Annotated in this window: 18 protein-coding genes; 8 read left to right on the top strand and 10 right to left on the bottom strand. The window is 38.2% G+C overall.

The genetic code is table 11. The features are described 5' to 3' along the window. Window positions 1-89: 89 nt before the first annotated feature. A complete protein-coding gene (locus I6F54_RS16955; protein WP_197142419.1) occupies window positions 90-1256 on the bottom strand; it encodes a DcaP family trimeric outer membrane transporter in 1167 nt (388 codons plus the stop codon). A gap of 440 nt (window positions 1257-1696) precedes the next feature. Between I6F54_RS16955 and acs the strand changes: the two genes are divergently transcribed. Both acs and I6F54_RS16945 read left to right on the top strand, forming a co-directional pair. Beyond that, complete coding sequence (gene acs, locus I6F54_RS16950; RefSeq protein ID WP_166420165.1) at window positions 1697-3637, top strand: acetate--CoA ligase; 1941 nt, start codon at window positions 1697-1699, stop codon at window positions 3635-3637. A gap of 104 nt (window positions 3638-3741) precedes the next feature. Beyond that, the gene (locus tag I6F54_RS16945) at window positions 3742-4392 is read left to right on the top strand and encodes a response regulator transcription factor (protein WP_007584799.1); all 651 of its coding nucleotides are present in this window, start codon (window positions 3742-3744) and stop codon (window positions 4390-4392) included. 181 nt (window positions 4393-4573) lie between these two features. Here the strand turns inward: I6F54_RS16945 and purU are convergent, their stop codons facing one another. Both purU and I6F54_RS16935 read right to left on the bottom strand, forming a co-directional pair. Further along, window positions 4574-5404, bottom strand: coding sequence for a formyltetrahydrofolate deformylase (gene purU / locus I6F54_RS16940; RefSeq protein ID WP_007584800.1), 831 nt, complete (start codon window positions 5402-5404; stop codon window positions 4574-4576). A gap of 213 nt (window positions 5405-5617) precedes the next feature. Then, window positions 5618-7504, bottom strand: coding sequence for a hypothetical protein (locus I6F54_RS16935; RefSeq protein WP_165728458.1), 1887 nt, complete (start codon window positions 7502-7504; stop codon window positions 5618-5620). A gap of 253 nt (window positions 7505-7757) precedes the next feature. On the opposite strand from I6F54_RS16935, the gene I6F54_RS16930 reads away from it, so the two are divergent. Further along, window positions 7758-8696 carry a DNA topoisomerase IB gene (locus I6F54_RS16930; protein WP_331461810.1) on the top strand — a complete coding sequence of 313 codons (939 nt, stop codon included), beginning with the start codon at window positions 7758-7760 and terminating at the stop codon, window positions 8694-8696. Between the two features lie 48 nt (window positions 8697-8744). Here I6F54_RS16930 and pelG read toward each other — a convergent pair whose 3' ends face one another. The 7 genes from pelG to I6F54_RS16895 are packed head-to-tail and all read right to left on the bottom strand — an operon-like array spanning window position 8745 to window position 20401. Further along, complete coding sequence (pelG, locus tag I6F54_RS16925; protein ID WP_197142417.1) at window positions 8745-10109, bottom strand: exopolysaccharide Pel transporter PelG; 1365 nt, start codon at window positions 10107-10109, stop codon at window positions 8745-8747. Beyond that, a complete protein-coding gene (pelF, locus tag I6F54_RS16920; RefSeq protein WP_165728460.1) occupies window positions 10097-11614 on the bottom strand; it encodes a GT4 family glycosyltransferase PelF in 1518 nt (505 codons plus the stop codon). Before pelF ends, pelG begins: the two co-directional genes overlap by 13 nt. Continuing rightward, window positions 11607-12590, bottom strand: coding sequence for a HEAT repeat domain-containing protein (locus tag I6F54_RS16915; RefSeq protein ID WP_165728461.1), 984 nt, complete (start codon window positions 12588-12590; stop codon window positions 11607-11609). The genes pelF and I6F54_RS16915 overlap by 8 nt, the downstream gene beginning before the upstream one ends. Next, complete coding sequence (locus tag I6F54_RS16910; protein WP_165728462.1) at window positions 12587-13885, bottom strand: PelD GGDEF domain-containing protein; 1299 nt, start codon at window positions 13883-13885, stop codon at window positions 12587-12589. Before I6F54_RS16910 ends, I6F54_RS16915 begins: the two co-directional genes overlap by 4 nt. Then, window positions 13882-14397, bottom strand: coding sequence for a protein PelC (locus I6F54_RS16905; RefSeq protein WP_165728463.1), 516 nt, complete (start codon window positions 14395-14397; stop codon window positions 13882-13884). Before I6F54_RS16905 ends, I6F54_RS16910 begins: the two co-directional genes overlap by 4 nt. Before the next feature lie 14 nt (window positions 14398-14411). Continuing rightward, window positions 14412-17693, bottom strand: coding sequence for a tetratricopeptide repeat protein (locus I6F54_RS16900; protein ID WP_197142415.1), 3282 nt, complete (start codon window positions 17691-17693; stop codon window positions 14412-14414). Continuing rightward, the gene (locus I6F54_RS16895; protein WP_165728465.1) at window positions 17693-20401 is read right to left on the bottom strand and encodes an endo alpha-1,4 polygalactosaminidase; all 2709 of its coding nucleotides are present in this window, start codon (window positions 20399-20401) and stop codon (window positions 17693-17695) included. Before I6F54_RS16895 ends, I6F54_RS16900 begins: the two co-directional genes overlap by 1 nt. A 486-nt stretch (window positions 20402-20887) precedes the next feature. Here I6F54_RS16895 and I6F54_RS16890 point away from each other — a divergent pair, with 486 nt between their 5' ends. From I6F54_RS16890 to I6F54_RS16870, 5 genes are all read left to right on the top strand, one after another. Further along, a complete protein-coding gene (locus tag I6F54_RS16890) occupies window positions 20888-22555 on the top strand; it encodes a methyl-accepting chemotaxis protein (protein ID WP_165728466.1) in 1668 nt (555 codons plus the stop codon). Between the two features lie 120 nt (window positions 22556-22675). Next, entirely contained in the window at window positions 22676-23209 is a 534-nt protein-coding gene (locus I6F54_RS16885) for a MarR family winged helix-turn-helix transcriptional regulator (protein ID WP_231611873.1), read from the top strand. A 117-nt stretch (window positions 23210-23326) separates the two neighbouring features. After that, on the top strand, window positions 23327-24076 hold the full coding sequence (locus I6F54_RS16880) for a serine/threonine protein kinase (RefSeq protein WP_165728467.1): 750 nt from the start codon (window positions 23327-23329) through the stop codon (window positions 24074-24076). Window positions 24077-24389: 313 nt separating this feature from the next. Next, entirely contained in the window at window positions 24390-25742 is a 1353-nt protein-coding gene (locus I6F54_RS16875) for a magnesium transporter (protein WP_165728468.1), read from the top strand. A gap of 55 nt (window positions 25743-25797) precedes the next feature. Next, a complete protein-coding gene (locus I6F54_RS16870) occupies window positions 25798-26859 on the top strand; it encodes a DUF21 domain-containing protein (RefSeq protein WP_007584829.1) in 1062 nt (353 codons plus the stop codon). The last annotated feature ends 102 nt before the right edge of the window (window positions 26860-26961 follow it).

Here is a 26961-nt window from a genome sequence, read left to right as displayed (position 1 = left end):
CGGATTAACGAATTATATAGAACGGCGCTTAATTTCACTTATAAAAAAAGCGGCCTAGGCCGCTTTATAAATTAATTAGGTTTTTACTATTAAAAAGAGTATTTAATGGAAAATTGTAAACGGTCTAAATCGCCATCTACGCCATTTTCGGTTTCACGTTCAGCATGCTTTAGTTCAGCACCAAACGTTAAACGTTTAACGGGTGAGTATAGAATATTTGCGCTGTAGCTTTGGCTTGATTCTGTCGGATCGCCAGAAATAGCTAATAAATCAGTGTTGTTATCAGCGCTAAAGAATGAGTATAAGAACGTGGAGCGCCATTTGCTTGTCCATTTGTGCTGGTAAGCAACAAAACCAGAAGTTGAGTCAATCGCATCTAGTTCATCGCCATTAAGTACTGCGCCGTGAGCAACGTTTAAGCCTACGTAACGGCCTAAGCCTTTACCTTGCGTAAGCATAAATTTAAGGTTGTCTTCACCAAGGTTTATTTTACCTGAAGCACTTACACCAAACGATGTTTCATCGGCATCAACACCGCCTACCTTATAAGTAAGTTGACGTGCAAGTGCGGCAACAACAACATTACCCCAATCTGCTTTGTGCGTATAACGAGCTGTAAAATCAGGTAATGATGCATCATCAGTAACTACCATACCGCCAGCCGTAGAAATTGTACTTTCTGGATTTTCTAATGAGAAAGACCATGCGCCAGTGGTATATTTAATTTGCGATTGACGGACAAACACAGTGCCTTCAGCTGGGCCTACAAAATCAAGTGTTTCAGCAAGTGCGCCTACATTTTGGAAGTTAGACCACGTTTGACCAAATAACCAACCATCGTAAGTAACAAACGCGTGGCGAATACGTGGTGCATAAGAGTTTGATACACGTTCATTTCCGCCAGTTGCAGAGGCTAGAAAGTCAATTTCAATTTTAGTTTTTACGGTCTTACCGTTATCCATTAACGTTGAAGTACCAAAGTTAAAACGTGATTCACGTGCATGCATGTCAAATACAGCATCTGAGCTGTTATCGTCGCCAACTGTTAGTGTACTTGGTACGTAAAAGTCGCGGCCTACGTTTGAGCCTGCAGGCGCACCCGCTGAATAATCACTCCACATAGAGTCGAGTTTAATGTATCCACCGTAAGTAAATTCGGTATCACCAATTTTTGCAGCAGTTGCCGCGTATGCAGTACTTGATAGTGCACATAGTACAGCGCTTGCTGCCAATGTTTTTAATGGGGTAAATTTCATTGTGGTGTCCTTTATAGGCTACTTGTTGTTTGTTACTTTTTTTTTCATGTAAGGTTGTATTACTTGCTACGAGTATTACTTACGAATAAAAAGGGTGTTAATTTAGCTTTTCAATACACATATTGTTTTCATTCGTTAAATAAAGATTTTAGTAAGTACTACAGTAAATACGTTTATTACAGTACCGAACACTGTTGAATATGTGCAATATTTACTCAATTACCTATTGGTCTATAAGACTAAGGTTTTAGAGTAGATAAGTTTGTATTTACTTACATTTAACGCGTTGTATTATTTATGTAAAAAAATTGAAAGCAGAAGGATTATAAACTACAAATGAGCAAAATGAAGAGGAATACAACTAAGGTCTAATACTTAATAAGGCACTGCTGAGTAATCCTTGATAAGAGCCTAAGGCAAGTAATTTAATGGAGACGAAGATGTCACAAAGTATCTATCCAGTTCCGACGCATATTAAAGATGCGACTCTTGTAGATAAAAATAAATATAATACGCTTTATAAGCAATCTATTGATGACCCTGAAGGTTTTTGGGGTGAGCATGGCAAACGCCTCGATTGGTCTACTCCTTACACTAAAGTTAAAAACACATCATTCGACAAAGGTCACATAAATATTAAATGGTATGAAGATGGCTATTTAAATGCTTCGTACAATTGTATTGACCGCCATCTAAAAACCAAAGCCGATAAGGTTGCGCTTATTTGGGAAGGTGATAGTCCATCTCAAAGCGAGAATATTACTTATCAGCAGCTGCATGATGAAGTTGCTAAGTTTGCTAATGGCTTAAAAAAGTTAGGTGTGCAAAAAGGTGATCGCGTAGCGATTTATATGCCTATGACGCCACAGGCTGTGTATGCAATGCAAGCCTGTGCACGTATTGGTGCTATTCATTCTGTTGTATTTGGTGGCTTTTCACCTTCAGCGATTGCCGACCGTATTAGAGATTCGGGTGCTAAGGTTGTTATTACGTCAGATGAAGGGCGCAGAGCGGGTAATTGTGTACCACTAAAAGCAAACGTTGATGAAGCTGTTGCACAAGATACTGTGACTTCAATTGAACACGTTATAGTACATCAATTAACAGGCGGCGAAGTTGATTGGAATGAACATGACATTTGGTGGCATGACCTAGTTGCTGATTTACCAGCGCAGTGTGAGCCAGAGCCAATGAATGCTGAAGATCCGCTCTTTATTTTATATACGTCAGGATCGACCGGACAGCCAAAAGGTGTTGTGCATACCACAGGTGGTTACTTAGTTTACTCATCAATGACACACGAGTACGTATTTGATTTAAAAGAAGACGATGTGTATTGGTGTAGTGCCGATGTAGGTTGGATCACAGGCCACAGCTACATTGCATACGGACCACTGGTAAACGGTTGTACGCAAGTTTTATTTGAAGGTGTACCTACGTACCCAACAGCTGGGCGCATGGGTGAAATTGTTGATAAACACGGCGTTACTATTTTATATACTGCGCCTACAGCAATCCGTGCATTAATGGCGAAAGGTGATGAGCCAATTGCCTCGTCAAATCGCGATAGTTTACGTATTTTAGGTTCGGTTGGTGAGCCAATTAATCCTGAAGCGTGGACGTGGTATTACGAGAGTATTGGTAAATCTAATTGCCCGATTGTTGATACGTGGTGGCAAACAGAAACCGGTGGCATTATGATCACGCCATTACCAGGTGCTACTGATACAAAACCAGGTTCTGCAACACATCCATTTTTTGGTATTGCTCCTGCATTATTTGATGCTGAAGGTAATACACTTGAAGGTGCTGTAGATGGTAACTTAGTTATTTTAGATAGCTGGCCATCACAAGCGAGAACGGTTTATAACGATCATGAGCGTTTTGAGCAAACTTACTTTAGTGCCTACCCAGGTGTGTATTTTACAGGTGATGGTTGTCGTCGTGATGAAGATGGTTATTACTGGATCACAGGTCGTGTAGATGATGTGCTTAATGTATCTGGTCATCGATTAGGTACTGCAGAGATTGAAAGTGCTCTTGTATCACACCCAGCAGTTGCAGAAGCTGCAGTTGTAGGTTACCCGCATGACATTAAAGGCCAAGGTATTTATGTTTACATTACGCCAAATGAAGGCGTAACAGTCAGTGATGAGTTAACCAAAGAGGTACGTAACTGGGTTCGTAAAGAGCTTAGCCCAATAGCATCACCAGATATGATTCAATGGTCTCCAGGTTTACCTAAAACGCGCTCAGGCAAGATTATGCGTCGTATTTTACGTAAAATCGCTGCAAATGAGCACCAACAACTCGGTGATACGTCAACGCTTGCAGATCCATCTGTAGTCGATGAACTAATCGAGAACAGATTAAATCGTTAAATGTGCGTTAAAAACTTGATTACAAGTTGATTCTAAACGTAGTATATCGGCTGTCAGTAAGGGTTTTATACCTAACTGGCAGCCGAATTTATTAGGAGTGAACCATGAGTCAGTTTTTAATAGCGGACGACCATCCGTTATTTCGTGAAGCACTAAAGGGCGCATTGAGCGCAAAATTTGAAGGTTTAGAGGTTTTTGAATCATCCGATTTTGACAGCACACTGCAAGTGTTAAGCGAGCAAGAGGATCTTGATATATTACTGCTAGACCTTCACATGCCAGGTAATGGTGATTTATATGGTCTTATTCGTATTAGAGAAGAATACCCAAGCTTACCTATTGCCGTTGTTTCGGGTAGTGAAGACGCTAATATAGTTTCTAAAGTAATGGGTTACGGCGCTATGGGTTTTATTCCTAAATCGTCATCGTCTGATGATATTGCCAGTGCAATTAACCAAATACTTGAAGGCGATACATGGCTACCAAAAGAGTTAAAAAACAAAGTAGCTGAAATTGAAGGTGAAGACCGAGAAATAGCAGCGCAAGTTGCCTCATTAACACCTCAACAATACCGAGTGCTGCAATATCTGCACGAAGGTTTACTTAATAAGCAAATTGCTTATGAACTGCACATATCAGAAGCAACAGTAAAAGCACACATTACAGCCATATTTAGAAAACTCGGCGTGTACAATCGTACCCAAGCCGTTTTAATTGCCGCGAAATTAAAACTCGAGCCAATAGAGCAGGCATAATTTACATTTAAAAAGTCACTTGCTTAATTATGAGCAAAAAAATGCCAGCAACAATGCTGGCATATTTTTATGTGTAGAATAGTTAATCAGAATTCAGGTTAATAACAAAATGCATACCTTGTTATCAACACTGTTTTATTACCTCAAAATAAACTACTTAATTAAGCGAATTGGTACAATGCTAAGAAAACACTACAGTTTTATTACCATTAATAAATAGCTTATGCTCTGATGCAAGTTGGAGTGCTTTACAAAACACTGTTTTCTCTACATCTTTACCCATTTTAGCCATCATTTCTGCAGTATTAGCGTGCGTTACGCTTGTTACGTCTTGAAGAATGATAGGTCCTTCATCAAGCTCATTATTCACAAAGTGAGCGGTAGCACCAATGATTTTTACGCCGCGCTCAAATGCTTGATGATAAGGTTTAGCACCTATAAATGCGGGTAAAAATGAATGATGAATATTAATTATTTTGCCTTCAAAGCGACCCACAAATTCAGGGCTTAAAATACGCATGTATTTGGCAAGACCAATAATATCAGGGTTGTAGCTGGCAATTAAATCACCTACTTTTTGATCGTGCTCGCTACGAGTTAGTCCTTCGTGCGATACAACATGAAACGGCACATCAAACCCTTTTGCTAAAGGCTCTAAATCAGCGTAGTTAGCAATAACTGCTAATACTTCAATATTAAGAGTTTGTTCAAATTGCTTTAGCAACATACCACCTAAACAATGGGCTTCTTTAGTTGCAAGTAAAACTACTTTAGTTTTTGCACCGCAATGTAGGGCAAGTTTAGCGCCTTGTGGCAACAGTGCGCGTAGTTGATCTAAAAAGTCGCTTTGTGGCTCGCCTGTAAGCTCTGTGCGCATAAAAAATCGCTGTGCGTCTTTATCTACAAACTCGTTGTTACGCGTAATATTTAAATTATTTTTATGACAAAGCCCTGTGATTTTAGCTATTAAGCCTACGTCGTCAGCACATTGGGTGGTTAGTATATAGCTCATTGTCCTCATTCTTACCCTGTAATTAATACTTCATTATTTGTGTTTTGGCACATAAAGCAAGGGCTTTGTGGACTAATCCAATATTAATCATGTTGTTGAGTATAAAAGAGGTAGTAAAGTTAAAAGGTATTGAATAGAGGTTAATAAAGGATAAAAAAATGCCACCTAATTTACAAGGTGGCATTAATACTAATAATCCAGAGTTTAAGTTAATTAACCCTTTGGCTCGGGAGATAAGCTTTCTTCTTGTCTTAAATACCCGGCAGCTTCTTCGTCATCTTTAGCTATCGCTTGCTGAGTAGGTATAGCACGCGTTTGCTGATTTAATTGATGTATTTGTGAAGCATTACCTAAATCACGCTCACTGGTGATTGAGGCGATAGATTCACGGTCTTTCAAGAACGCGATAACGTCTTTTTTGATTGCTTGTAATTGTCCTTCGTCTTTATGCATTTCCATAATATGGCGAGGATGTTCAAGATTTTTCATCCCTGTTGCTGCAAACGTAGTAGAAATAACACGAGAAACAATAATCCAAGGCGTTATGCTACTGCGTACTAAAGTATTTTCTGAGCGGGTACTATCATGAATACCAGTACCTGTTGATATTTTAGACTCAGTAAATGTGCCTTCGCATTTAAAGTACACTAGTAGTGATTCAAATTGCATTTCAGCAAAAAATAGATGAGCTGTATTTGTAAGCAATTGCGCAAATGCTTTAATAAGTATACTTATTAGCAATAAGTGAAAGCTTGTCATTAATAGCTCACTAAATTGAATAACATGTTGGTTATTAAATGCTTGTTTAAAGCTACTAATATTTGCAGCGTCAACGTAATGATAAATATTAATAAACGAATACGCTAAAAACACAGTAAACGCTAAGGCTATAATATAAAGCAAGTTACCACTTACTAAAGCAAGTAACCTTGCTAGCGTAAAGTTTTTACCTAAGTCTATTGAGTGCAGTTTAGGTTGAATCTCTTGGATCATTTCACCTTTAAAACCGCCTTTACCTTCAATTTGTTCTTGAAGCTTAGGATCTAATTCGCGATAAACTCTGTTAGGTACTTCTTTATAACGACGGTTAGCCATTACTAGATTGTCTAGGTTTATAAAAATTTCGTCTGGATGAACAGACTCTTGCCAGTTTTCACGTAGTTCTGATACTTCAGCAGAAGGGGTAACTGCATTTAAACGCGCTTTAATCATAATAAAAGCAATTGCGCAGCTCAGAGTGGCTAATACAATAATCGCAATTAAGTACATGCCAGCATGAAGACTAGGTAGTTGCTCAATCCAGCCATCTATTTCTTGTTTGCTAATGTGTTGTTCTTTCATCAGCCATGACATAGAAAGGCCAATAGCGATTGGTAGAATAAAAGATAAAGAAATAATTTTAGCGAGTGCACCAGTACCAAGTGCTTCAATATTTTTTTCAGCGTTTCTAGAAATAGGTTTACCCGTAGAGCGCCACGAAAAAAGCACGTAGAACATTAATATGGCACTATAAACAGGAAATGCTAATTCGCCTGCTTCACCGGTAAAACCCGATAAAGATACAAATGCTACAAGGCCATAAGCAATAAGTGCAACAAGGGTACTTACCCATGAGCCAAATAAGCGCTGAGCAACATTACGAATAGGATAAGGTAGGAATAATAACTTAGGGATTAAGCTGTGAAGTAAACGTGATAAAAAACCATTAGGCTCTTTAAACGTACTGTTTTTACGACCAACCAGCATTTCTTCGAGTGATTGCGCGGTGTAGGCTACTTCTTTTTGTTCTTCTTGGGCGGTTGATGCTTGTGATTTGCTGTAGTTATAAGCAAGTGAAGTAGGGTGGTTTCTGCCTACAAAATACTTAAGAGTTGCATAAATACCACTTGAAAGTGAGCGAATGCCGAATGCTAAAATAAGCATGCCAAACACCATTAAAATCCATCCAGCGGTTGTATCTTCTTTTACTGATCCCGCAGCAATAACAAGTAAACTAATACCCGCTATAGACTCAATGAGTCCTCTTACAGCTGTTACTTTACCTTCAAGTTTGAAGGGGTTTTTTAGTCCAAGATCAATCGATCCATAATCAAAAGCCATTGAATGCTCCTTTTAAACAGCATGCCCAATTAAGGGAGAATATAAGCGTAGTTATAATAACCATTATATATATCGTATTTTTGTTTTTGCTCAATTTTTGATTATATATCAATAAAGTCGTTCAGTTTAAGGTTATTTTAAAGTGGTACATTCTATGCTTTGAAATATAAGCTTAAGCGAGTTAACAATATCTCTTTTAAATGCTTGAGGAGGAATGATGGAATTGATTTACGTTGATGATAGTTTGCCCTGAATTACCCGAAAGAAAAAAAACAAACATTGGCAGTATTTTGACCCAATAGGAAAAATAATTAAAGAGAAGGCCGTTATTGAGCGCTTAAATTCACTCGCGTTCCCGCCTGCTTATAAAAGTGTATGGTTTTGCCCTGAAGAAAATGGGCATATTTTAGCAACAGGTTACGACAGTAAAGGACGAAAGCAGTACCGATATCATCCATTATTTACACAACAACAAGATGCTAAAAAGTATCAAGCTTGTAGTGTGTTTGGACATAAGCTGCCGTTACTTAGGGCTCAATTAAAGGAAGCATTGCAAGGTGATGAGCTCGATTATGAACGTACTTTAGCAGCCATTGTTAGATTAATGGATTTAGGTGCTTTACGGGTGGGGAATGAACGTAATGTAAAACAAAATAAAAGTTTTGGTCCGACAACCCTAAGATCAAGGCATGCAAAATTAACAGGAAAAAATATTAGATTAAAATACCGTGCAAAGTCAGGCAAAGAAAGGGAAGTAAATATAACGGATAAAGCATTGAGTAGTGTTATTAAGGAGCTTCAGGACTTACCCGGGCAACACTTGTTTCAATATATAGAAGAGGGGGAGCGCTCTAACGTTACCTCTACTGAAATCAATCAGTATATTCAAAATATAATGGGTGAAGAATTTAGCGCAAAACACTTTAGAACATGGCGAGCAAGTGTGATTGCTTTTAAAGAAGTGTATGAAGCAAAAGGCGCTATTACATTAAAAAAAATGCTTGATGAAGTGTCTTCAAAGCTTGGGAATACGCCAACAATAGCGCGTAATTCTTATATTCATCCTGATGTTATTGAGCTTTGTAAGAAAAATGAATCAGAACAAACTCATTGGCGCGACAATTTTAAATTACCCCGTAAAACAAAGTATCTTAGTCGGTTTGAGCGCGGTTTATTAGAGTTTTTAACGTAACGATAAAGGCTGTAGCTTACAGCCTTTATGCTAAGTTTTTATATTATGCTATTGCAGCATAAACGTTTCGTATTCTAAATCTTCAAATTGTTTTGAAAGCCAAAATAATCCTACTACCGAGGTAATAATGGTTGCTAATGCAAAGCCATAGCCATAAAACTGCGGTCCAAAAGCAATTGATAACAAAGTTAAAACAACGTTTATTACCAAAAATAACCCCGCTAAAAATAGCACTGTTGAGCGTTTATCTAAATAAAACAAAATATTTAAAATAGATAAAAATATAACTTGTACGCCTACACCTACTACATCAATAAATAAAAGCGTTTTATAGTTTGGATCAATGCCAATAAAGGTAAGTATTTGCTCACCCCATAATAATAAGCAGGCAACGGTAATACCCTGAATTTTAAATATATCGTATAAACCGGCACGCGCAGTTTGGATCATACTGTCTTTTAATATGTAGATCTCTTCAAGAGATGAGCCACCACGAATAGCGGTGTAAAAACGGTCGTACTCTTCTACAAAGTCTGTTTCCATTTTTACTAAAAATACCGCCATACCGGGGATAATAGACAAATAAGCCAAAAATATAGGTAAGTCATAAATTGGGCTGGCTCTTAATGTACCAATAATTTGAATTGATGTGCTTGGAGAATACCAAAAAATGATTTTATCAGCCCATACACCAATGTTATAAAACAGACCACAAAAGAATAGGCTGTAATACACTTTTTTATTGCTTAAAAAGTCAAAGCTTATAAGTTTTTCACCTGGGTAGCGGCGAATAATCATAAATAAAAAGCTAAAAAAGAGCAGTGCTTCGCCTGCAAAAAACGCAAAAAATAAGCCGTCTAGCTGCCAGTCTCTTAATAAATATGCAAGCAATACCATAAAGGCGTAACCACTTAGCATAGTTATTAAAATTAACCGGTACTCTTTCATACCTGATAGAAAAATAGCGCCAAGCCACTGATTACATAAGCTTACAAAGGCACCTAAAATTATAATCTTAGTAACAACGGGTATAGGGAGCATAGGCCATACAGCTAAGCCCACCAATAACGCAGCTATTGTTGTTACAAGTTGCGCACCAAGTAAATTAGGGAGTACTTTTGCCTCTTCTTTTTGAAAAATCAAATCGGCAATAAACCGAGTTAGTAATAACTGCAAGCCACCCGTTAAAATAAGTGAGGCTGCCATCATGTAGGTAACAAGCGTTAAAAACTGAATAATAAGTACTTTAGGTAATACAATTCCTAAACTTAAAATACCAATTAGCATTAACGCTACAATAGAGAGCAGCCAGGGGCCTGAGCCTATTAACCCTGCGTAGCCGTATGCTTCAAAAACTGAGAGCAGGGTATTTTTTTTGAGAATTTTTCGTATCTCAAAACCTATTCCGGCCATGCCATTGTATCCTTATAAAGTTTATCGTAACGGGCAAACATGTGGCTCTCGTCATAAAATTTTTGTACGCGGTCTAAACCACTTTTTTGATACTCAAGCCAAGCTTGCTCATTTGTTAGCATATTTGATATTTGTTGTGCTGTTTCGCTAGGTGAAGCAATTGAGACAACTTCACCAGCTTTACCTAATGCTTTATCTTCATCGGTGCCGCCTTCGATTATTTCGCGGCACGAGCCAACATCACTAGCAAGTACAGGCACACCGGCCGCCATTGCTTCTAAAAGCACTAAAGGCTGCGCTTCGGAAATCGAGGTTAAAGCAACAATTCCGAGCTTAGGTAAAATTTTGGTAATATCTTGCATACCTAAAAACTTAACACTGTTTTGTAAATCAAGGCTGCCTACAAGTAGTTCACACTCTTTGTAATATTGCGGATCTTCTTCATAAGGGCCGATGATCCAGCCTTCGACCTCTGGTAATATCGATTGCGCTTCTTTAATCGCACGTATAAAGGTTTTAATATCTTTTATAGGAACTACACGTCCAATTAATCCAACAACCGGTGGTATCTGTTTTGGACGCTGCTCAAGCGCTTCAATAAAGCGCACTGTTTTAATACCATTAGGTACAACAAATGCTTTTTCAGGCGCTGCACCATCTTTTATTTGGCGCTGTCTGTTACCATCGTATAGCGAAATGATCTTATCTGCTTCTTGGTATGTTGTTCGGCCTATTTGCTCAAAAAAGCTGATCCACATTCGGCGAATAAAGCCCATCTCGGTATTTAAGTTTTTACCTAGGCTTTGTTCAGACTCTTTGATCCAACTGGCTTGAATAAGATCTATTTTTCTCTCTTTGGTGTAAATACCATGCTCGGTCAACAAAAAGGGAGTATCGCTTATTACACTGGCACCAGATCCTAAAATACCAGCATACCCGGTAGATATTGAGTGAATAAGTTTAACTTTTGGAAGTCCACGTGCAATTTCGGCTATTTTAAATAGCGGTTTATATAAATTGCGGTATGACCAAAAAAAGTCAATAAAAGAGGATTCATCACAAAAAGTTGAATAGTAATTGATGAGCACTTGCCACGATGATTCACTATATAAAAAGTCGGCTTCGTTAATACCGTCTTTTTTAGCCAAAGTTTCAAATGCAAATTTTAACAATTCACTCGGAATAGGCTCGTTACAATCTCTAAAATAATTTTGTAGTTGCTGCCAAAAATCAAAGAGCTCTTTTTTATATTTAATGCCATGCTTAGCTTTTATTTCAGAAGTGTCATTTTCCACTAAATAATGAACATGCAGCTTGGTAACGTTTTTAGGTAAAGTATATTGAATCTCGCCATAATGCTCTGGCGCTCCACCTATAAAAACAAGCTCAAAGTTATAATGAGGTAACCCTTCAATTATTTGATGAACCCAGCTAGATACACCACCACGTATGTAAGGGTAGGTACCTTCCAAAAGCAGTAAAATGTCTGCATTTTTATTACTCATGCCAATACTCCTGCAAATGACGTAATTCACTGCCTTTAGGTTGTTCTGGGAGTTCTTTTAAGTAGCGTTTACAGTCGTCAAACTTGTTCATACAAAAGGCAACTTCGGCTTTATAAGGGAGAACATGACGCCTTGCCATACCAAATTCGGTTGCTTTAAGTAAGTACTCATGGGCTATTTCGTATTTGTCTAAGGCTAAAGATATACGGCCTAAAAATATAAAGGTTGCAGGTGTTTTTACGTGCTCAATACTTTGCTGTGCAAGTGTTTCGGCTTTTTCTAAAACGTATTTTCGCAGTGCACCTTGGGCTAAACCTAAGTAGCTAAGTTCCCAATAAAGTTCGGCTAGTTGTTTTTGTAAATGACTCAATTTAGGCTGCTTAGTCGTAACGGCTATTTCTTGCTGATATAAACTGATTTTTTCGTTGAGTTTGGTTTCTTTACCATCAAGGGTTGAGTAGGCGAGTAGGCGAATATCATCTTCTAAATCTTTAAGTGCTAGCTTTAAAATAGGAATAGCTTGTGAGTCACTCATGTGACGAGCTGCCATTACAGCACTTAAACGTTTATTTGGTTCACTCGCGTGCTTTAAAATTGCTTTAAGCCCGCCCATAGAATAGGTTGGATTTGCTGATATAGCTCTGGCTTCAAAAGGAAGCTCAGGTATTTTATGCTCTTCAATTTCTATATCATCGTTTTTTAGAGGTTTACACAGAGCAAACGTAAGCGCTACTACAACACCTATAATTCCAAGTACTGGTAATGTAAACAATAATAAAAACATGAGCAAAAAAGAGCTATAAGGAGTCGTTTTGTATTTTTTAGGTATAAACACATAACTAACAATAGCAAAAAGGATGCTAGCAATAGCATGCAATAGTATAGCTAAAAACCAATTAGGTGTTTCCAGTACTTCTATTAGTGCAAAGTACTGACAAATACACCCTAAAATAGCCGCTATAATAATTATAATCATGAAAGTGAAACCAATCTCTTTATATCATCTGAGCTTATTGGTAGTGCAAGTTGTTGCTCAATAACAATATCAAGCTCAGCTAAAGTGCTACCAGTGCGCTCTTTACACCACGTGTTCATTCGGGCAATAAAGCCTGCTTTTTCAAGTTCATCAGCTAATGGCATTAATAGCAGTAATACCTGATTTTGATTATCATACAAATAAATGTCTAAACCACGGCGTGCTTCACTTAAATAACTCATAAGTTGAGTCGATTTATCAGTAATATTATTGGCTTTTATTTTTAGCAGCTGCGATGGAATGTTGTATCGTTTTGCTTCTTTATTCGCGCGTTTAACTTGGCGAATAAAGTATGGAGACTCTTCATACGTCATTACTGGGTTTGTTATTTCATGGCGCAGCAGGTCGCCAATATGCCCAGCCATAACAGCAAGTAGTGTAAGAGTGGTATTTTTAAGTGCAAAAAATTGTACTCTTTCAACTAAAATAACGCCGTAAATTGTATTATTTACGTCGATAAGTGGGATTGCCATATGGTATTTACTTATACCTAATGCAGTTTTTGCGTCTTTTACTGATACTAATTCTTTTTCTTCAATCATCGCTAATATAAGAGGATCATTTTCAGCTATTTGACCCATTTGGCTAATAGAGGCAAGTGGTGGCTCTAAAACAGTGTCGTTTTCAACTTTATATAATCCCGCTCTTTCTAATAAGCCATATTCAACGAATAGGTCGATTATTTTTTGCGCTGCGCTATCAAGCCTTCTTTCTTTTAATAGCCCGATAGAGGTTCTTACTGCTTGTAGCGATTCACGCAAACTTAACGTGTGGCCAGCAAGCATCTGCTCTATTCTATCGTGAGATGAATTAATTAAGTGATACTGACGAGTAAATGTTTCAAGGCGATCGGTTACGTACTCAAGCTGAATACTTTGTTGTTGATTAGTACGTTCCCACACATCCCTAAATTCGCCAGTGATCATAATTACAATAATGTAGCCAATCATGGCGTTAATATTGAAGTCGCTTTGTGGTGATAAAATATTTGCTTGAAGTAAACAAAGTTGACCAACAAGCAAACATAAAATACTAATAAAGCCTTTTGAAAAGCCATAACGTAGAGAAACTAAAAGTGGGCCAAGTACAGGCCACGAAAACCCTCCCTCAGTCCAAAATGGGTCCTCTGCGTTAAATAATACAGGCAGCCCTAAAGCAAGCGCGGTAAATATAAATACCTCAGCCCATATTTGTAGCTCAGGAACGTCTCTTGGTCTAAGGAAATGTGTTTTCACTCACTAACCTCTATATAAGAAATTAAATCGGCAATCACATCTTGTGCTGTTGCTGCAATGCTATCGCGACCCCAGCCACTTTTAGCAATAGTTCCCGTCCAAATTGGCGTTGTTTGCCCGTTAACTGTGAGTGATAAGGTCAGTGCTACAACAGGTTCTCCGTCAAGACCGGCTTTATAGCGCCACTCTTCAATGCTACCTGTTAGTACATAGTCAGCTTGTTGAGTGCTTAACCATTGCATAGCATTGTCTAAACGGTATTGATCGTCCAGTGGTGGAAGCTCTTTAGTGTTTACGCGAGGAGCGCGTATAAGAGTTGGCAATTTATTTTGCTGCCAAATACTGGCCAAAATATCTTCAGCACGCTCACCAGCAAGCGGTGTTTGAGCATGATTAACAAGTGGCATTAATGCCACAATTTTTGAAGGGCTAAGCTCTACATCATCAGCAACTCTGCTGGTGGTACATGCTGATAATAGTAATACCAAACACGGTATAATTAAACGAAACATACTCTCTCCTAACATTAAAAATGTACGTAATAACCTAATTGTAATTGTGTATCTGAGTTACCCACTTTATTACTACTTTGGTAACCCAGCTGTAATTTAAATAAATCATCGCCCAGTACAGACCAACCAGCGCCACTTGAAACTGATACATCTACTGTATCGTTAAGTGTTTGATAGCCAGTACTTATATCAAATAACCATGAAGGGCTTGCGCCTAAATAAGGAGGTTCTAAAGAACCAGTTGAAGCAAATGAGGTCCCTAGTGCAAAACGTCTAAATGGTTGAAGGTCAACTCTTAGAGGTCTTGATTCTGTATTTATTAATGCATTTACACGTTCAAAGTCTTGCCACTGTGCACTAAAATAAGCGTTCCAAATTGGGCGGTCTTTTAAAATACTGTATTGGTAACGTGCATTATATTCTTGGCCATTTATTAGTGAGCTGCCATCGCTTCTTCGAGAAAAAGACATCGCTGCTGCTGATAGCTGTACATTTTGTCTACCATCAATATTGTAGTTAACATAGGCCGTGGCTTTATCTAGCTGAGCATAGCTAAGTAGCGCTTCTGATTGGCGGTTTTCAACATTATATTCAAGCTTTAAACCTACCTGAGTACGCGAATCCCATTGATAACGAGAGTCTAAGCTAAGACCTTGGCGGCTAACTAAGCTGCCTTGGTGAGAATCTATTTTTGCATCAAAATACCAACGACCAAATGTCATCTTATCTTCTATCGCAAACAGTAATCCGTTGTTATCAAGATTTTGCTGATTACTTAAACTTAATTTCCATTGCCCATTAGCATAAGGAAAATAAACGTTTACATCGTACTGGCTACTGTTTAAACCAGCCTCTGGCGATAGGTTTATTTCAAGTGCTCTAAAATAGGATGCGCGTGCATTTCTGAGTAAACTCAATTGCGATTCATTTGCCTCGCCAGTAAGTTCTTCGTACCAACGTTGCATGGTGGCATAGGGTTGTTTTAAATAGAGTAGGGCGTTTAGCTCATCTAATTTGCTTAGTGAACCTTCAGCTATAAGCTGTTTCGCTTTATTAAACTCGCCGTTGGTCATATAAAGCTGTAGTTTTTGCCAAGGTTCTAACTTTTGTGCAGCTCGACGTGCTAACCACCAGTTTGCTTGAGGCTCACCAATAGTGTCGGGCGCGAGCTCATCCATGGTGTTTAATTGCATTAAATGAGGAACAGCCATTGCACCTGCCCAGCGGTACATTAGGCCTCTGTATGCGTATTTATCTTTAGGTAAATGCTGTAATAAATAGTGATTTAGCTCGGCAGCATTCGCATAATAACCAAGCTGCTTCATTACATCGGCTAAGTTAACCAGTGTTGTTAAGTCACTTGGATCTGCAACAGCTAGTTTTCGTAAATAAAAGTAAGCACTGTTATATGATTTTTCATAAATAGATAGGCTAGCTAATAATTGCGTCCACGCGTAGGTAGGATCGCTGTCCGAATAGCGAGTTAAAATACGGCTGATCATTATAGTGTCGTGCATTTGTAGCGCTAACCAACCTTGTGCGAGTACAACATCGGGGTCGTATTCACTTAATTTAGCGGCGCGGTTTAGAGTTGTATAAGCCGAATTTAAATCACTTTGATTTTGATACCAATTTGAAAGAATAACCCAAGCAGGGTAGAGAGCTTTATTATAACGTTGTTTATCAAGCTCTGTGTGAATACGGGCAACCGATTTAGCATCGTTTACTTGCGTGCTTAATAATGCAATTTGTATCAGTTGGCGGTCTGTAAGTGACTCATTTTCCCATAGATAATCGAGAAGCTCTTGAGGCCGTCCTTCAAAGCGCAGCTGTTGGTAATAAAGCGTGTCGCCAACACTTAGTGTGCTGATTGCTTTTAGTTGCTCAAAAGCATAAAGCTCATCTTTTTTATCTTGAACACGCATTGCCATATCTACTCGTGCAGTCCAAAATTCTCCATTAGTACTTTGTTGCTTGTTTTTTAAAATAGACAATGCTGTTTTAAAGTCATCCTCAAGCCAAAATGCACGAGCTATCCAAAGTAAGTCTTCTTCATTTTTAGGCCCTTTATATTTAGGCCATAAAGCTCTTAGTGCTTTTAAATTTCCGGAATCGTGAAGTACTTTCGCTTTCCAATATTGCGATAATGCACTCTTACCATTTATTTGTTCAAAACGGTCAATATTACTGAGTTCTTGTTTTGTGTTGCCTATAAATTCGTTTGTTTGCATCCACTTAGCAAAGCCATTGCCTTTTAATTGTCGGTTTTGTGCTTTGTATTCATATATATCGTTGGCGTCTTGGTATAAATATAATGCCGCAGCGTCATTAACACTGTCAGTAAGCATCGCTGGGGTTACAGCTCTGTTCGACATTAGCCATTTAAACTCTTTAAGCGCTTCTTTAGGCTTGTTCTGCCAGCGCTTTATTTTCCAATTTAGTAAGCGTAGCTCTTTGTCATTTGGAGTTTGTAGTAATAGCTTGGCGAGTAATTGCTCAGCCCCTTTTGCATTCCCATTTGCTAAACGCAGGTGCATGGCTTTTGTTAAGTACTCGGTGTTATTTGGATCGCTCTTTAATAAGCTTTCAATGGCTTGAGCTGAATCTTCTGTATTGCCAGCTAAGTTAGCTAAATAAAGGGTGCGTTTAACATTAGCTTGGTCGCCATAAGTTTTCCACCAGGCGTAAGCTTGTATCGGATTATTTGCGCCAAGTGCAGTCTCAATCGCTTTAGCTGCAATGTCAGCATTTATATTTGTTTTATAAATAGCGAGAGCTTTGGCTGGTTCGCCAGCGCTCAACCAGTAATCAGCTGCAAGTAGTGGTTGTTTATTTTTTTGATAGTACAGAGCAACTTTTGCGTTTAACCCAACTGCTTTTGCAATAGTTAGTATTTGTTCGTCCCAATGCTTATGAACACCTATTTTTAAAGATAGATCTTCAAAGCGATCGTCAACTTTAGCCCCGCTTGCTAGCCATAATGAGTAAAGCAGCTTTATTTCTAGAGTTGCTTTGCGCTCACCTCTTGGTAGTTTTTCAAGCTCGTTAGTGGCTTGTGAATACTCACTAAGCCCTATATGTAGTTCAACCAATTTTGCGCGTAGCTTTTCGTTGTTAGGCTCAGTGTTGAGCGCTGCATTAAGGTACGATTTTTCAAAGGTATAATCTTGTGAAAGTTCATCATCTTCAAAAAATAAGGTGTGAGGAAATAATGCATAAAGTGCAAAACAACTTACAGCTAATATTGCTAATATTGTTTTTACAGAAATTAACTGAGGGCGCTTTTTAGCATTCATTATCGAGCGACTCCATTGCAGTTAAGATAACCATAAAATTGACCCTTTGGAAGATTAAAGTGCGTCACATTAGCGCGTGTAATACCTTTAAAGTGCTCTCCTAAGCTAGATACAAATTCGCAAGAACGTGCATTAATTAAATCAAGCGAAGCAGGCACCCACGCTTTAAAGCTAACAGGTCCGTTAACTTGCCAGTTATCAATAACAACATTTGCAGACGCTAAATAAGGTTTTTTACTATTTTGGCTGTGATCAAAGCTAAGACGAGCTACGTTATTAATAATGTGTATATAGTCACCTTTTTCAGTAACGCCTGACACACCTTCACTTTGGGCAATGTTAGGCATATCAAAATCAGTAGGAATTCGTAAAGTACGAATGTATTTTGAGCTAAATAACCATTCATTATTACTGTTTTTTGCTAGCGCAGAAAAGTAAAAGTCTTTTGCTACTTTTGCGTAATGGCTCAAATGTACCGGTGTATTTGGCCTAGCTAAAACATAATCTATATTGTGTTTTAGTGCGTCTAGTCCCGCAGGGATTTCACCTGAGTAAAAATGAAAATAAATAGTGTAGGGTTTTAATCTATATGGTTTTTCTGTTATTTCAAATGTTTCGGTTAAGCGTCTAAAACCATAATAAGGCCCGTGCCATAAGTTTGTATATACGTTTTCATTTAATATGGGGGCATAAATTTGATACAGCAAATCGTGCTCTGGTCTACCTATTGGTGAAACATGCGTAAGGCTTGGGTTATCGGCATTTACATCTGTATTACCACCGTTGACGTTTAATACGCCAGCATCGCGAGCCAATTCAAGCGCTTTAGGGCCGGGAGTTGCATCGCCTGACCATAACATCATCACTGTTTTTTTGTTTTTTGGTGTCAGGTTTTCATCAATATACTTTATTGAATCGGTGATTTCTTTTTTTAAGCTTATTTTGTCGTAGCCAGGTACATCAAGATGAAAACCATAATCTACTTCATCTTTATCTACTATTCTAAGGCCAGATAACGCAGTCCAAAAATAAGGGTGGCTATAAGTATGCGAAGCAATTTCTACATAAGGCAAATTAAAAATACTGCGCGCTATACCTTCAAGTTTGGCACTTTGTTTTGAATGTAAGCCACTTTTTTCAATATCAGCTTGAATAACCGATGAGGTCAAAGGCAGTTTATAGCGCTTAATTATTTCATCGCGAATCACTTCTGCAGAATATGGTTTACCTGCATAATGTGCCGGGCTTGTGAAGCCATCGCCATCTATATGCAGCGTTAGCATGCGCCTACCGCTTTCAGTTGTGGTATCAGGCACTAGAATCGGAGGTAGTCCCATTGCTTTGGTGAGTAGTGTACGTGGGTCAATAACCCATTTACTCCCTTCCATTGGCAAGGTATCTATAAGCCAAGGTGCAACAACAACCGCGCCATATTTTGTTTTAGTACTCTGCACTATTATAGTTCCATCAGCCGCTTTTATATTGATAAGCGGGGTGGCATCAGTTGCTAATTTCAGTAAGTAGGGCTTAATTATCGCAGGCGATGTTGTCGCTTCGCCTTTTAGCCATGTAGTAAAATGATTAAGTTCATAAGGGGCTGGAGGCAATACGCTAAGCGCTTCAATACCAAGGTTAAGTAATAGTTTAGTTGATTGCGGTAGCTCACCCATAATTAGCTCAGGTACAACGCCTAAGTTACTTTCCAACCAATTAGTAATAGTTGGGGTGTAAAAAGCATCGCTGTTTGTCCATGAAATAATACCAGCATGTAAACTTGGATCTACTAATGGCAAATCTCGTTTAGCTACATCAACATAATCAGGAATATATCCCAAATACTCAATCATGGTCGCAAGCTTTAAATGTACGGTAGTGTAAATGAGTGGTCTTACATTACTGTTGAACGGAATTAGGATGCGTCTTGGTACTGGCGATATGGTTGATGTACCCCATGTTTGTAAGTGCCCATCTGTTACCCAAGGAGTAAAGCCAGCTTGTTTTATTTTTTGCGCCATAGCAAGGCGGTTATCAGGCTGCGCATAATCAATAACTTGTACTTTAAAACCTAAGTTTTGTGCTGTTTTTAATTGTGCGCTTAGCCAAGCTTGATCGTTCTCTGTGGTTAATTTGTAGCTATTATTAGTTGGGTTGTAATGACTATATAAACCTTCAGCAACTAAATCATTGGCTAAACCAGTAAGTTTAGGTAATAACTCAAAGCCTCGATTAAGAATAAGATGCTTATTAAACGTACCAGAGAGGTTTTTTATAATCGCGACTAAGCCATCTTGTTGATCTGATTTACTGTGTTTGTCATCTAAAAGTTGATAGCTGTCTAGCGTATCTAAAAATAAACCACTGAAACCACGCGCTTTTAAAGAAGCTGCGCTGTCTTGCATTTGTTGTTGCCAATCCGTAGATGTTAAATCTGCAATGTGGCTGTTCCAATTAGGATTAACTGAAAGTGAAGAATCACTTTTATTGAACGATTCACCCACACTTAAATAAGCGTAAACGGCAATGTTTCGTTTTTTAAACCAATTAAGCTCGTGCTCGGTAACGAGTTCAGGCTGGACGACAACGCGAGAATAAAAAGTCATTTCGGCTAATGGCATCGGCGCTGAGTAGTAAAAAGCGATACTATTATTTACAGGTGCTGAGAATGCATGAGCAGACACTAAAAGTGCAAGGTATAAAATATATTTCATTAATAATTCATTTTTATTAGATTATAACTGTGGCTCAAAGTGATGCGTTCCGATTTTCTAGTTGTTTGGTATTAGTAATATAGGGTTATTATATGTTAATGGAAGTTTAATATCTATATGTTCATTATTTATATGAACCTAAAATTAATACTAACATGAGTCGTGCGTTAACTCATTACATAGCTGGTGATTAATCGTCTTAGTACGTTATAAAATTAAGTTTAGATCAATGCAGCTGCTAGAACTTTAAATCTCTAGTGAAAGAGTGGCAAATTATATATTAATTAATACGAAGGTCTCAGTGTTTTTAGTGTCCAAATACCTTCCTTGTGACTATAATATCAGCTAATTGAGCATGGTATGAGTTTACTCCCACCAATTTTTTTTATTTACTATGCTTTTAAACCCAATAAAACAATGTAAACAGCCGTAATTTAATTTTTGGCTATTGTCGCTATATATGCATTTATATACCCCGGAGAAATAATGAGTAATTTAAGCTTGAAAAACAAACTGTTGTTATTAGCTATATTGCCCTTAATGCTACTTTTGATTAGCTTGATGCTGAGTTCTTATTATTTAGAGAATAAAAATCAGCAACAAAATTTTGAAGCATTTCAAACTAAACTAATAAGTGACAAACAAACGTTGCTAAGCACCGAGGTAGAAATTGCCAGTAAAATTGTGCGCTATCAAATAGCAAATGGCTCTGAGCAAGATGCTAAAAATGCTTTAAGAGATTTAACATTTGGTCAAGGTGGTTACTTTTTTATATACGACACAAATGGCGTTAGTGTTTTTCATGCATTATTAGGTGATGCTATTGAAGGGCAAAACAAAATAGGGATGACTGACCCTAACGGTAAAAAAATAATAGTGGGCTTATTAGATCAAGCTAGAAAAGGCGGTGGCGCTTTTAACTATCATTTCCAAAAACCAAATACCACAGGCTTAGTTGAAAAAATGGGCTATGCAGCAATGATCCCAGGTACAAACTGGATGATTGGTACTGGCGCATATATGGATGATATAGACGCAGAACTACTTAAATATCAAACAGCAATGCAAGAGCACATGAATGATAAGGTAGTGACCTTATTGCTAATTGCTTTATTTTGGGTTGTGTTAACTATTATATGTGCGTTAATTGCCGCAAATACAATGGTAAAACCAATACAGCGTATGGCGCAAAGCCTTGACGATATTGCCAAAGGTGAGGGCGATTTAACTAAACGTTTAGATATTGATACTAACGATGAAATAGGCCAACTTGGCGAAGCATTTAATATGTTTGTAAGTAAGTTACATGGCATTATTGCTAATGTGGTTGATGTAACACACGATGTAAAAACAGCCTCTAGTGATATAAATACACAAACACGATTAATTGAAGACAAGCTACTTAATCACAATCATGAAACAGACCTTGTTGCGACGGCTATTACCGAAATGTCGGCTACTTCTCATGAGGTGGCTCAAAATACGAACCAAGTGGCAGAGTCAACCCAAGCGGCAACGCAAGAAGTTGCTAAAGCTCAAGAGTGTGTTGATATTTCACTCAGTGAGGTGTCTAACCTAATGGGCGAGATAAACCTAGCCGCAGAACAAGTTGATTCACTCAGTGATCAATCTAAAAAGATTAATAGTGTACTAAGCGTAATTGGTGGAATTGCCGAGCAAACAAATTTACTTGCACTTAATGCTGCAATAGAAGCTGCACGAGCAGGTGAGCAAGGGCGAGGGTTTGCTGTTGTTGCTGATGAGGTAAGAAGCTTAGCAAGTCGTACTCAAGTTAGCACATTAGAGATTAGTGAAATGTTGAGTGAGTTACATAATTTAGTATCGGATGCTGTAGCCGCAATGCAAGCGAGTCAGAATAGTTGTAATCGCTCAGTAGAATCGTCTCGTGCTATTTCAGAAAGTTTAGGTGCGGTAACAACCTCAGTTAGATCAATTAACGACATGAGTACGCAAATTGCGACAGCGGCGCTGGAGCAAAGTAGCGTTACAGAAGAAATAAACCGTAATGTATTTGCCATTCAAGAAATCGTTAATGAACTAACTATTTCAAGCAAAACTACCTCTTCGGTAGGCCAGCATTTAGCTGCGCGTGGTGAAAACTTAGGACAACTCGTTGGCCAGTTTAAAATTTAACAAAGTTTAAAACTTTACAGTAAAAGCCGCTAATAGCGGCTTTATTTTTGTGGCTTAGTTTTAGCCGCTTAGTTTTTATAAAAATTATTGAATTTTTTGTATGTGTTAAGGTCTATCAGCATGCAAATATACCTATACAGTGGAATAACCATGCAAAACATGCCATCAATTAAACGTTGTACTCGAGAAGAGTTAGCGCCAGAGCAAGACTTGGGGCGTTTAGTGTCTTTTTTACGCTCGAGATTAGCCATTCATGTTGATGCCAAGTTACTTCCTATGGACTTAACCTCAGCGCAATATATTGTGGTAGTACTACTTGCGAGAGAGTCGGTTAATACGCTTGCAGGACTTTGTGAGTATATGGTTTATGATCGTGGCGCTATGAGCCGCTTACTAAACCGACTTGAAGAAAAAGGACTCATTATTAAAACGCAATGTGAGCTTGATAAGCGCTCAACTATTTTGTGTTTAAGTGAAAAGGGTAAAGCTCTTTGTCCAGAAATAATGCCTGTAGTAAACGAAGTCTATGCTCAAGCATTAAATGGTTTTTCAGAGCCAGAAAAAAATCAAATAATAGACTTATTATTTAAAGCTATAAATAATCTAGATACATTACCCGAAATTCCCCCCACAAATAGATTATCAATAAAATAGTGATACTGTTTCAACAGAAAGTTAGCGTGCTAATTAGTTGATCTGATTGTGCGTAGAATCTAACTTTGATAATATAGTTGCCTAGGCAATTAAAGTTATCATCTTGTTAGGTTTGTTATGATTGAAAATAATTTGTTAGTACAATTACAGCAGCAATATCCAGAACATACTTTTATGCAACATCACTTAAGTGTTGTCCATAAGGGACGTTTTGCTAACGCGATTGTGTATCGATATAAAGATAATGAATTTGATTTGATTGTTAAAGATTTTAGCCAAAGCCCGTGGCTTATTCGTAAAACATTTGCGCGACTATCTGTAAATCAAGAATATAAAGGGTTGAGCCGATTAGCTGAGCTTGATGCTGTTGCTAATCGCTTTTGTAGGTTATCGCCGATAGCTGTGGCTTATAACTATATTGAAGGCATGCCACTGCGCTCTTTAATTCATGAAGACAAAACACTACCTGTTAACTTTTTTAGCGAGCTTGAGCGCCAAGTAGCAAAAATGCATCGTAAAGGCATCGTGCATTTAGACTTGCGTAATATGGGTAATATTTTATGCGGCGCAGACGGTAAACCTTATTTTATTGATTTTCAGTCAACCATTAGCTTCTCGCGTTTTCCGCGTTGGTTGCAACGCTTTATGCGAGGCTCTGACATGTCAGGTGTATATAAAGCATGGAATAAATTGGGCGATCAACCTCTGCCTAAAAAAAAGCAAGACTATTTAGATCGCTTCAATCACGTGCGTAAACGCTGGATTTTTAAAGGTTACCCAATACAGCGTGGCTATGCGTGGGGCGCTGCACTTATTACTCAATTTGTAGATTCTGACTTAGTACGAAATATTACCGATAGACTTTAATTAAAAGCATAAACCGTAATTTAAAAACACCTTATTCATTGTGTGATTTTGCCCATATTAGCCTGGCTAATATGGGATTTTTTTTATTATAAGTAATCCGTTTGGTTTACTTACTTGTCGTTTAATTCCTTAAAAACAATTCCTTTTACTGTTTTTTTAATTTTTTAAAATAAATATTAGTACTGCATTTAGTTTGCCCATACAATGCGCAAAAATAGCCTGCGCATGCTTAATAAGTTCACGTTTTTTCTGCAATTTTTTATTGTTCAAGTAAACTGTGAATAATGTACGCTTTTAAATTTAAGGTTTTAAGATGATTGAGTATCCGGTAGACCAACTTCCACAGCTCATAAATGATTTATTGCAATGCGATACAACAGAACGCAAAAATAAATTATTAGCAGATGCGCAGTTAACGCTTTCAACAGAGCACCTGTCATTACTTTTTGAGGCGATACCAAAAGAACAACGACTTGAAATTTGGCAGTTGCTTGACGAAGACACGCAACACGAAATTTTTGTTAATTTAAGTGAAGATAGTTGCTTGTGGTTGCTGCAAACACTAGAAGACACTGAGGCTTTTAAACTTCTTGATGAAGTTAATGTAGAAGAGCTACTGGAACTTGAAGAAGTTATACCAGAGCGATTTGTTGAGTATGCAAAAAAGCAACTCGATGAAGCGCAAACCAAACAATATGAATTAGCGCAGCAATACCCGCCAGAACAACTTGGTCACTGGTTAGGTTTTGACTTTTTAAAAGTATCGGAGAAGCTAACAGCCGGTGGTGCTAAAAAATTGCTACATAAAGGTTTACCGCAATACAGTGAAGTTATTTATTTAGTAAGCCGCAAGGGTAGTTTAATAGGTGAGGTTGCGGTAAATGATTTAATAAAAGCCAGCGACACTGATAACTTAATGACATTGGCAAATCATGACTTTTCATCACTCCATGCTGATGATGATTTATATGAAGCGGCAGAGGTGGTGATTCACAGTGAAAAAATGGCACTGCCAGTGGTTAATGCTGATAACAAATTACTTGGGCGATTAACCATTGCCTCTGCTTATGAATTACGACAAGAAATTGCTGATGAAGCAGCCGCTAAAGCCGGTGGTTTACGTGAAGACGAAGACCTGTTCGCAAGTGTGCGAAAAAGTGCTAAAAACCGTGGTATATGGTTAGGTATTAACTTAGCTACTGCCTTTTTAGCGTCCTGGTTCATCGGTTTATTTGGCGCAACTATAGAACAGGTTGTAGCACTCGCTGTATTAATGCCAGTGGTTGCTTCTATGGGCGGGATCGCAGGTAGTCAAACATTAACCGTTATTGTGCGTGGTTTAGCGCTCGGACAGGTTACAGATTCAAACCGCAATGCGTTACTTAAAAAAGAGCTACGTGTTGGCGCTGTAAATGGCTTGGTATGGGCGTTTGTAATAGGCCTGCTTACCTTCTTATGGTTTAACGATTTAATGCTCAGTATTACGATTACGGTAGCCATATTATTGAATTTAGTGGCCGCGTCACTAGCTGGTGTTGTTATTCCGTCTATTTTAGACAAAATGAAAATTGATCCTGCGTTATCTGGCTCGGTAATTTTAACTACCGTTACCGATATTGTTGGGTTTGTTACCTTTTTAGGTTTAGGCAGTTTATTGCTTTTATAAGCCTTATACCAATTCGCTTAATTAAGTGAATTGGTATTACTAACAGGAAAATACAATGACCTTTGAAGTCATGATTTGGTGTGCAATTGCTTTGTGTATTTCACAATCGGCAATATTTTCGGGCTTAAACTTAGCGTTTTTTTCACTAAGTAGGCTTCAGCTCGAAATGGAAAGTGCAAAAGGGAACGAGGCGGCCATAAAAGTGATGGCCCTTCGAAACGACTCTAACTTTTTATTATCGACTATTTTGTGGGGCAACGTAGGTATTAACGTACTACTTACACTACTTTCTGATTCGGTATTAATGGGCGCAAGTTCGTTTTTATTCTCAACTATCGCAATTACTATTATTGGTGAAATAACACCGCAGGCTTATTTTTCGCGTAATGCGCTAAAAATGGCGAGCCTACTTTCGCCGCTAATTAAGTTTTATCAGATTCTGTTTTATGTAGTTGCTAAGCCAACGGCTTTAATTCTCGATGCATGGTTAGGTAAAGAGGGGATTACGTACTTTGCTGAAAGTGAGCTCAGAGGTATTATTCGCAAACACATAGAAGCAGAAGAGGCTGATGTTCAGCACGTTGAGGGAATAGGCGCGCTTAACTTTTTTAGCTTAGATGAAATAAGCGTAACCAAAGAGGGTGAGGTAATTGATCCAGACTCTATTATTGCTTTGCCTACTAAGCTTGATTTGCCTATTTTCCCAGACCTTACATTAACGACTGATAATGAGTTTTTACGAAAACTACATAAGTCAGGTTATAACTGGGTGATCATTACCAATGAAGACGGTTGGCCTTTATTAGTGGTAGATGCTGACGGCTTTTTACGTTCAGCCTTGTTTGAACCAGAGACGTTCGACCCTTATCATTATTGTCACAGACCTATTATTGTTGCTGATGAGGCGATGCGCCTGAGTGAAGTTATTTTAAAAATACGGGCTAGTCATTCTTTAGATAAATCGTTTGATGGGGCCATTGATCACGATGTGGTGTTAGTGTGGAGTGATGTGAAGCGCATTATTACCGGCGCTGATATATTTGGTCGGTTACTCAAAGGTATGAGTGCACCAAAACTCGAACTGCATGAAAATACAGAAAATAAAAAGCCGCTATAAAGCTGTCTCTTGATCACAAGTCTGGCTCAAGAGATTTTGCTAAATCGTAGCCTTCCAGGATGGCTTGTAACTTAAGCCATCCTTGCCATAACACTTTCACAG

It is taken from the genome of Pseudoalteromonas sp. SWXJZ10B (genome assembly GCF_015864475.1).
GTDB classification, from domain to species: domain Bacteria; phylum Pseudomonadota; class Gammaproteobacteria; order Enterobacterales; family Alteromonadaceae; genus Pseudoalteromonas; species Pseudoalteromonas arctica.
Note: the sequence above shows the minus strand (reverse complement) of the source record. Positions and strands in the feature narration are given on the sequence as shown.

Coding starts and splice junctions, on each gene's coding strand:
- pelG (WP_197142417.1), bottom strand. CDS start 10,109: ATGGCCGGAATAGGTTTTGAGATACGAAAAATTCTCAAAAAAAATACC.
- I6F54_RS16905 (WP_165728463.1), bottom strand. CDS start 14,397: ATGTTTCGTTTAATTATACCGTGTTTGGTATTACTATTATCAGCATGT.
- I6F54_RS16900 (WP_197142415.1), bottom strand. CDS start 17,693: ATGAATGCTAAAAAGCGCCCTCAGTTAATTTCTGTAAAAACAATATTA.
- I6F54_RS16945 (WP_007584799.1), top strand. CDS start 3,742: ATGAGTCAGTTTTTAATAGCGGACGACCATCCGTTATTTCGTGAAGCA.
- I6F54_RS16870 (WP_007584829.1), top strand. CDS start 25,798: ATGACCTTTGAAGTCATGATTTGGTGTGCAATTGCTTTGTGTATTTCA.
- I6F54_RS16875 (WP_165728468.1), top strand. CDS start 24,390: ATGATTGAGTATCCGGTAGACCAACTTCCACAGCTCATAAATGATTTA.
- I6F54_RS16955 (WP_197142419.1), bottom strand. CDS start 1,256: ATGAAATTTACCCCATTAAAAACATTGGCAGCAAGCGCTGTACTATGT.
- pelF (WP_165728460.1), bottom strand. CDS start 11,614: ATGAGTAATAAAAATGCAGACATTTTACTGCTTTTGGAAGGTACCTAC.
- I6F54_RS16880 (WP_165728467.1), top strand. CDS start 23,327: ATGATTGAAAATAATTTGTTAGTACAATTACAGCAGCAATATCCAGAA.
- I6F54_RS16915 (WP_165728461.1), bottom strand. CDS start 12,590: ATGATTATAATTATTATAGCGGCTATTTTAGGGTGTATTTGTCAGTAC.
- I6F54_RS16935 (WP_165728458.1), bottom strand. CDS start 7,504: ATGGCTTTTGATTATGGATCGATTGATCTTGGACTAAAAAACCCCTTC.
- I6F54_RS16895 (WP_165728465.1), bottom strand. CDS start 20,401: ATGAAATATATTTTATACCTTGCACTTTTAGTGTCTGCTCATGCATTC.
- I6F54_RS16890 (WP_165728466.1), top strand. CDS start 20,888: ATGAGTAATTTAAGCTTGAAAAACAAACTGTTGTTATTAGCTATATTG.
- I6F54_RS16885 (WP_231611873.1), top strand. CDS start 22,676: ATGCAAATATACCTATACAGTGGAATAACCATGCAAAACATGCCATCA.
- purU (WP_007584800.1), bottom strand. CDS start 5,404: ATGAGCTATATACTAACCACCCAATGTGCTGACGACGTAGGCTTAATA.
- acs (WP_166420165.1), top strand. CDS start 1,697: ATGTCACAAAGTATCTATCCAGTTCCGACGCATATTAAAGATGCGACT.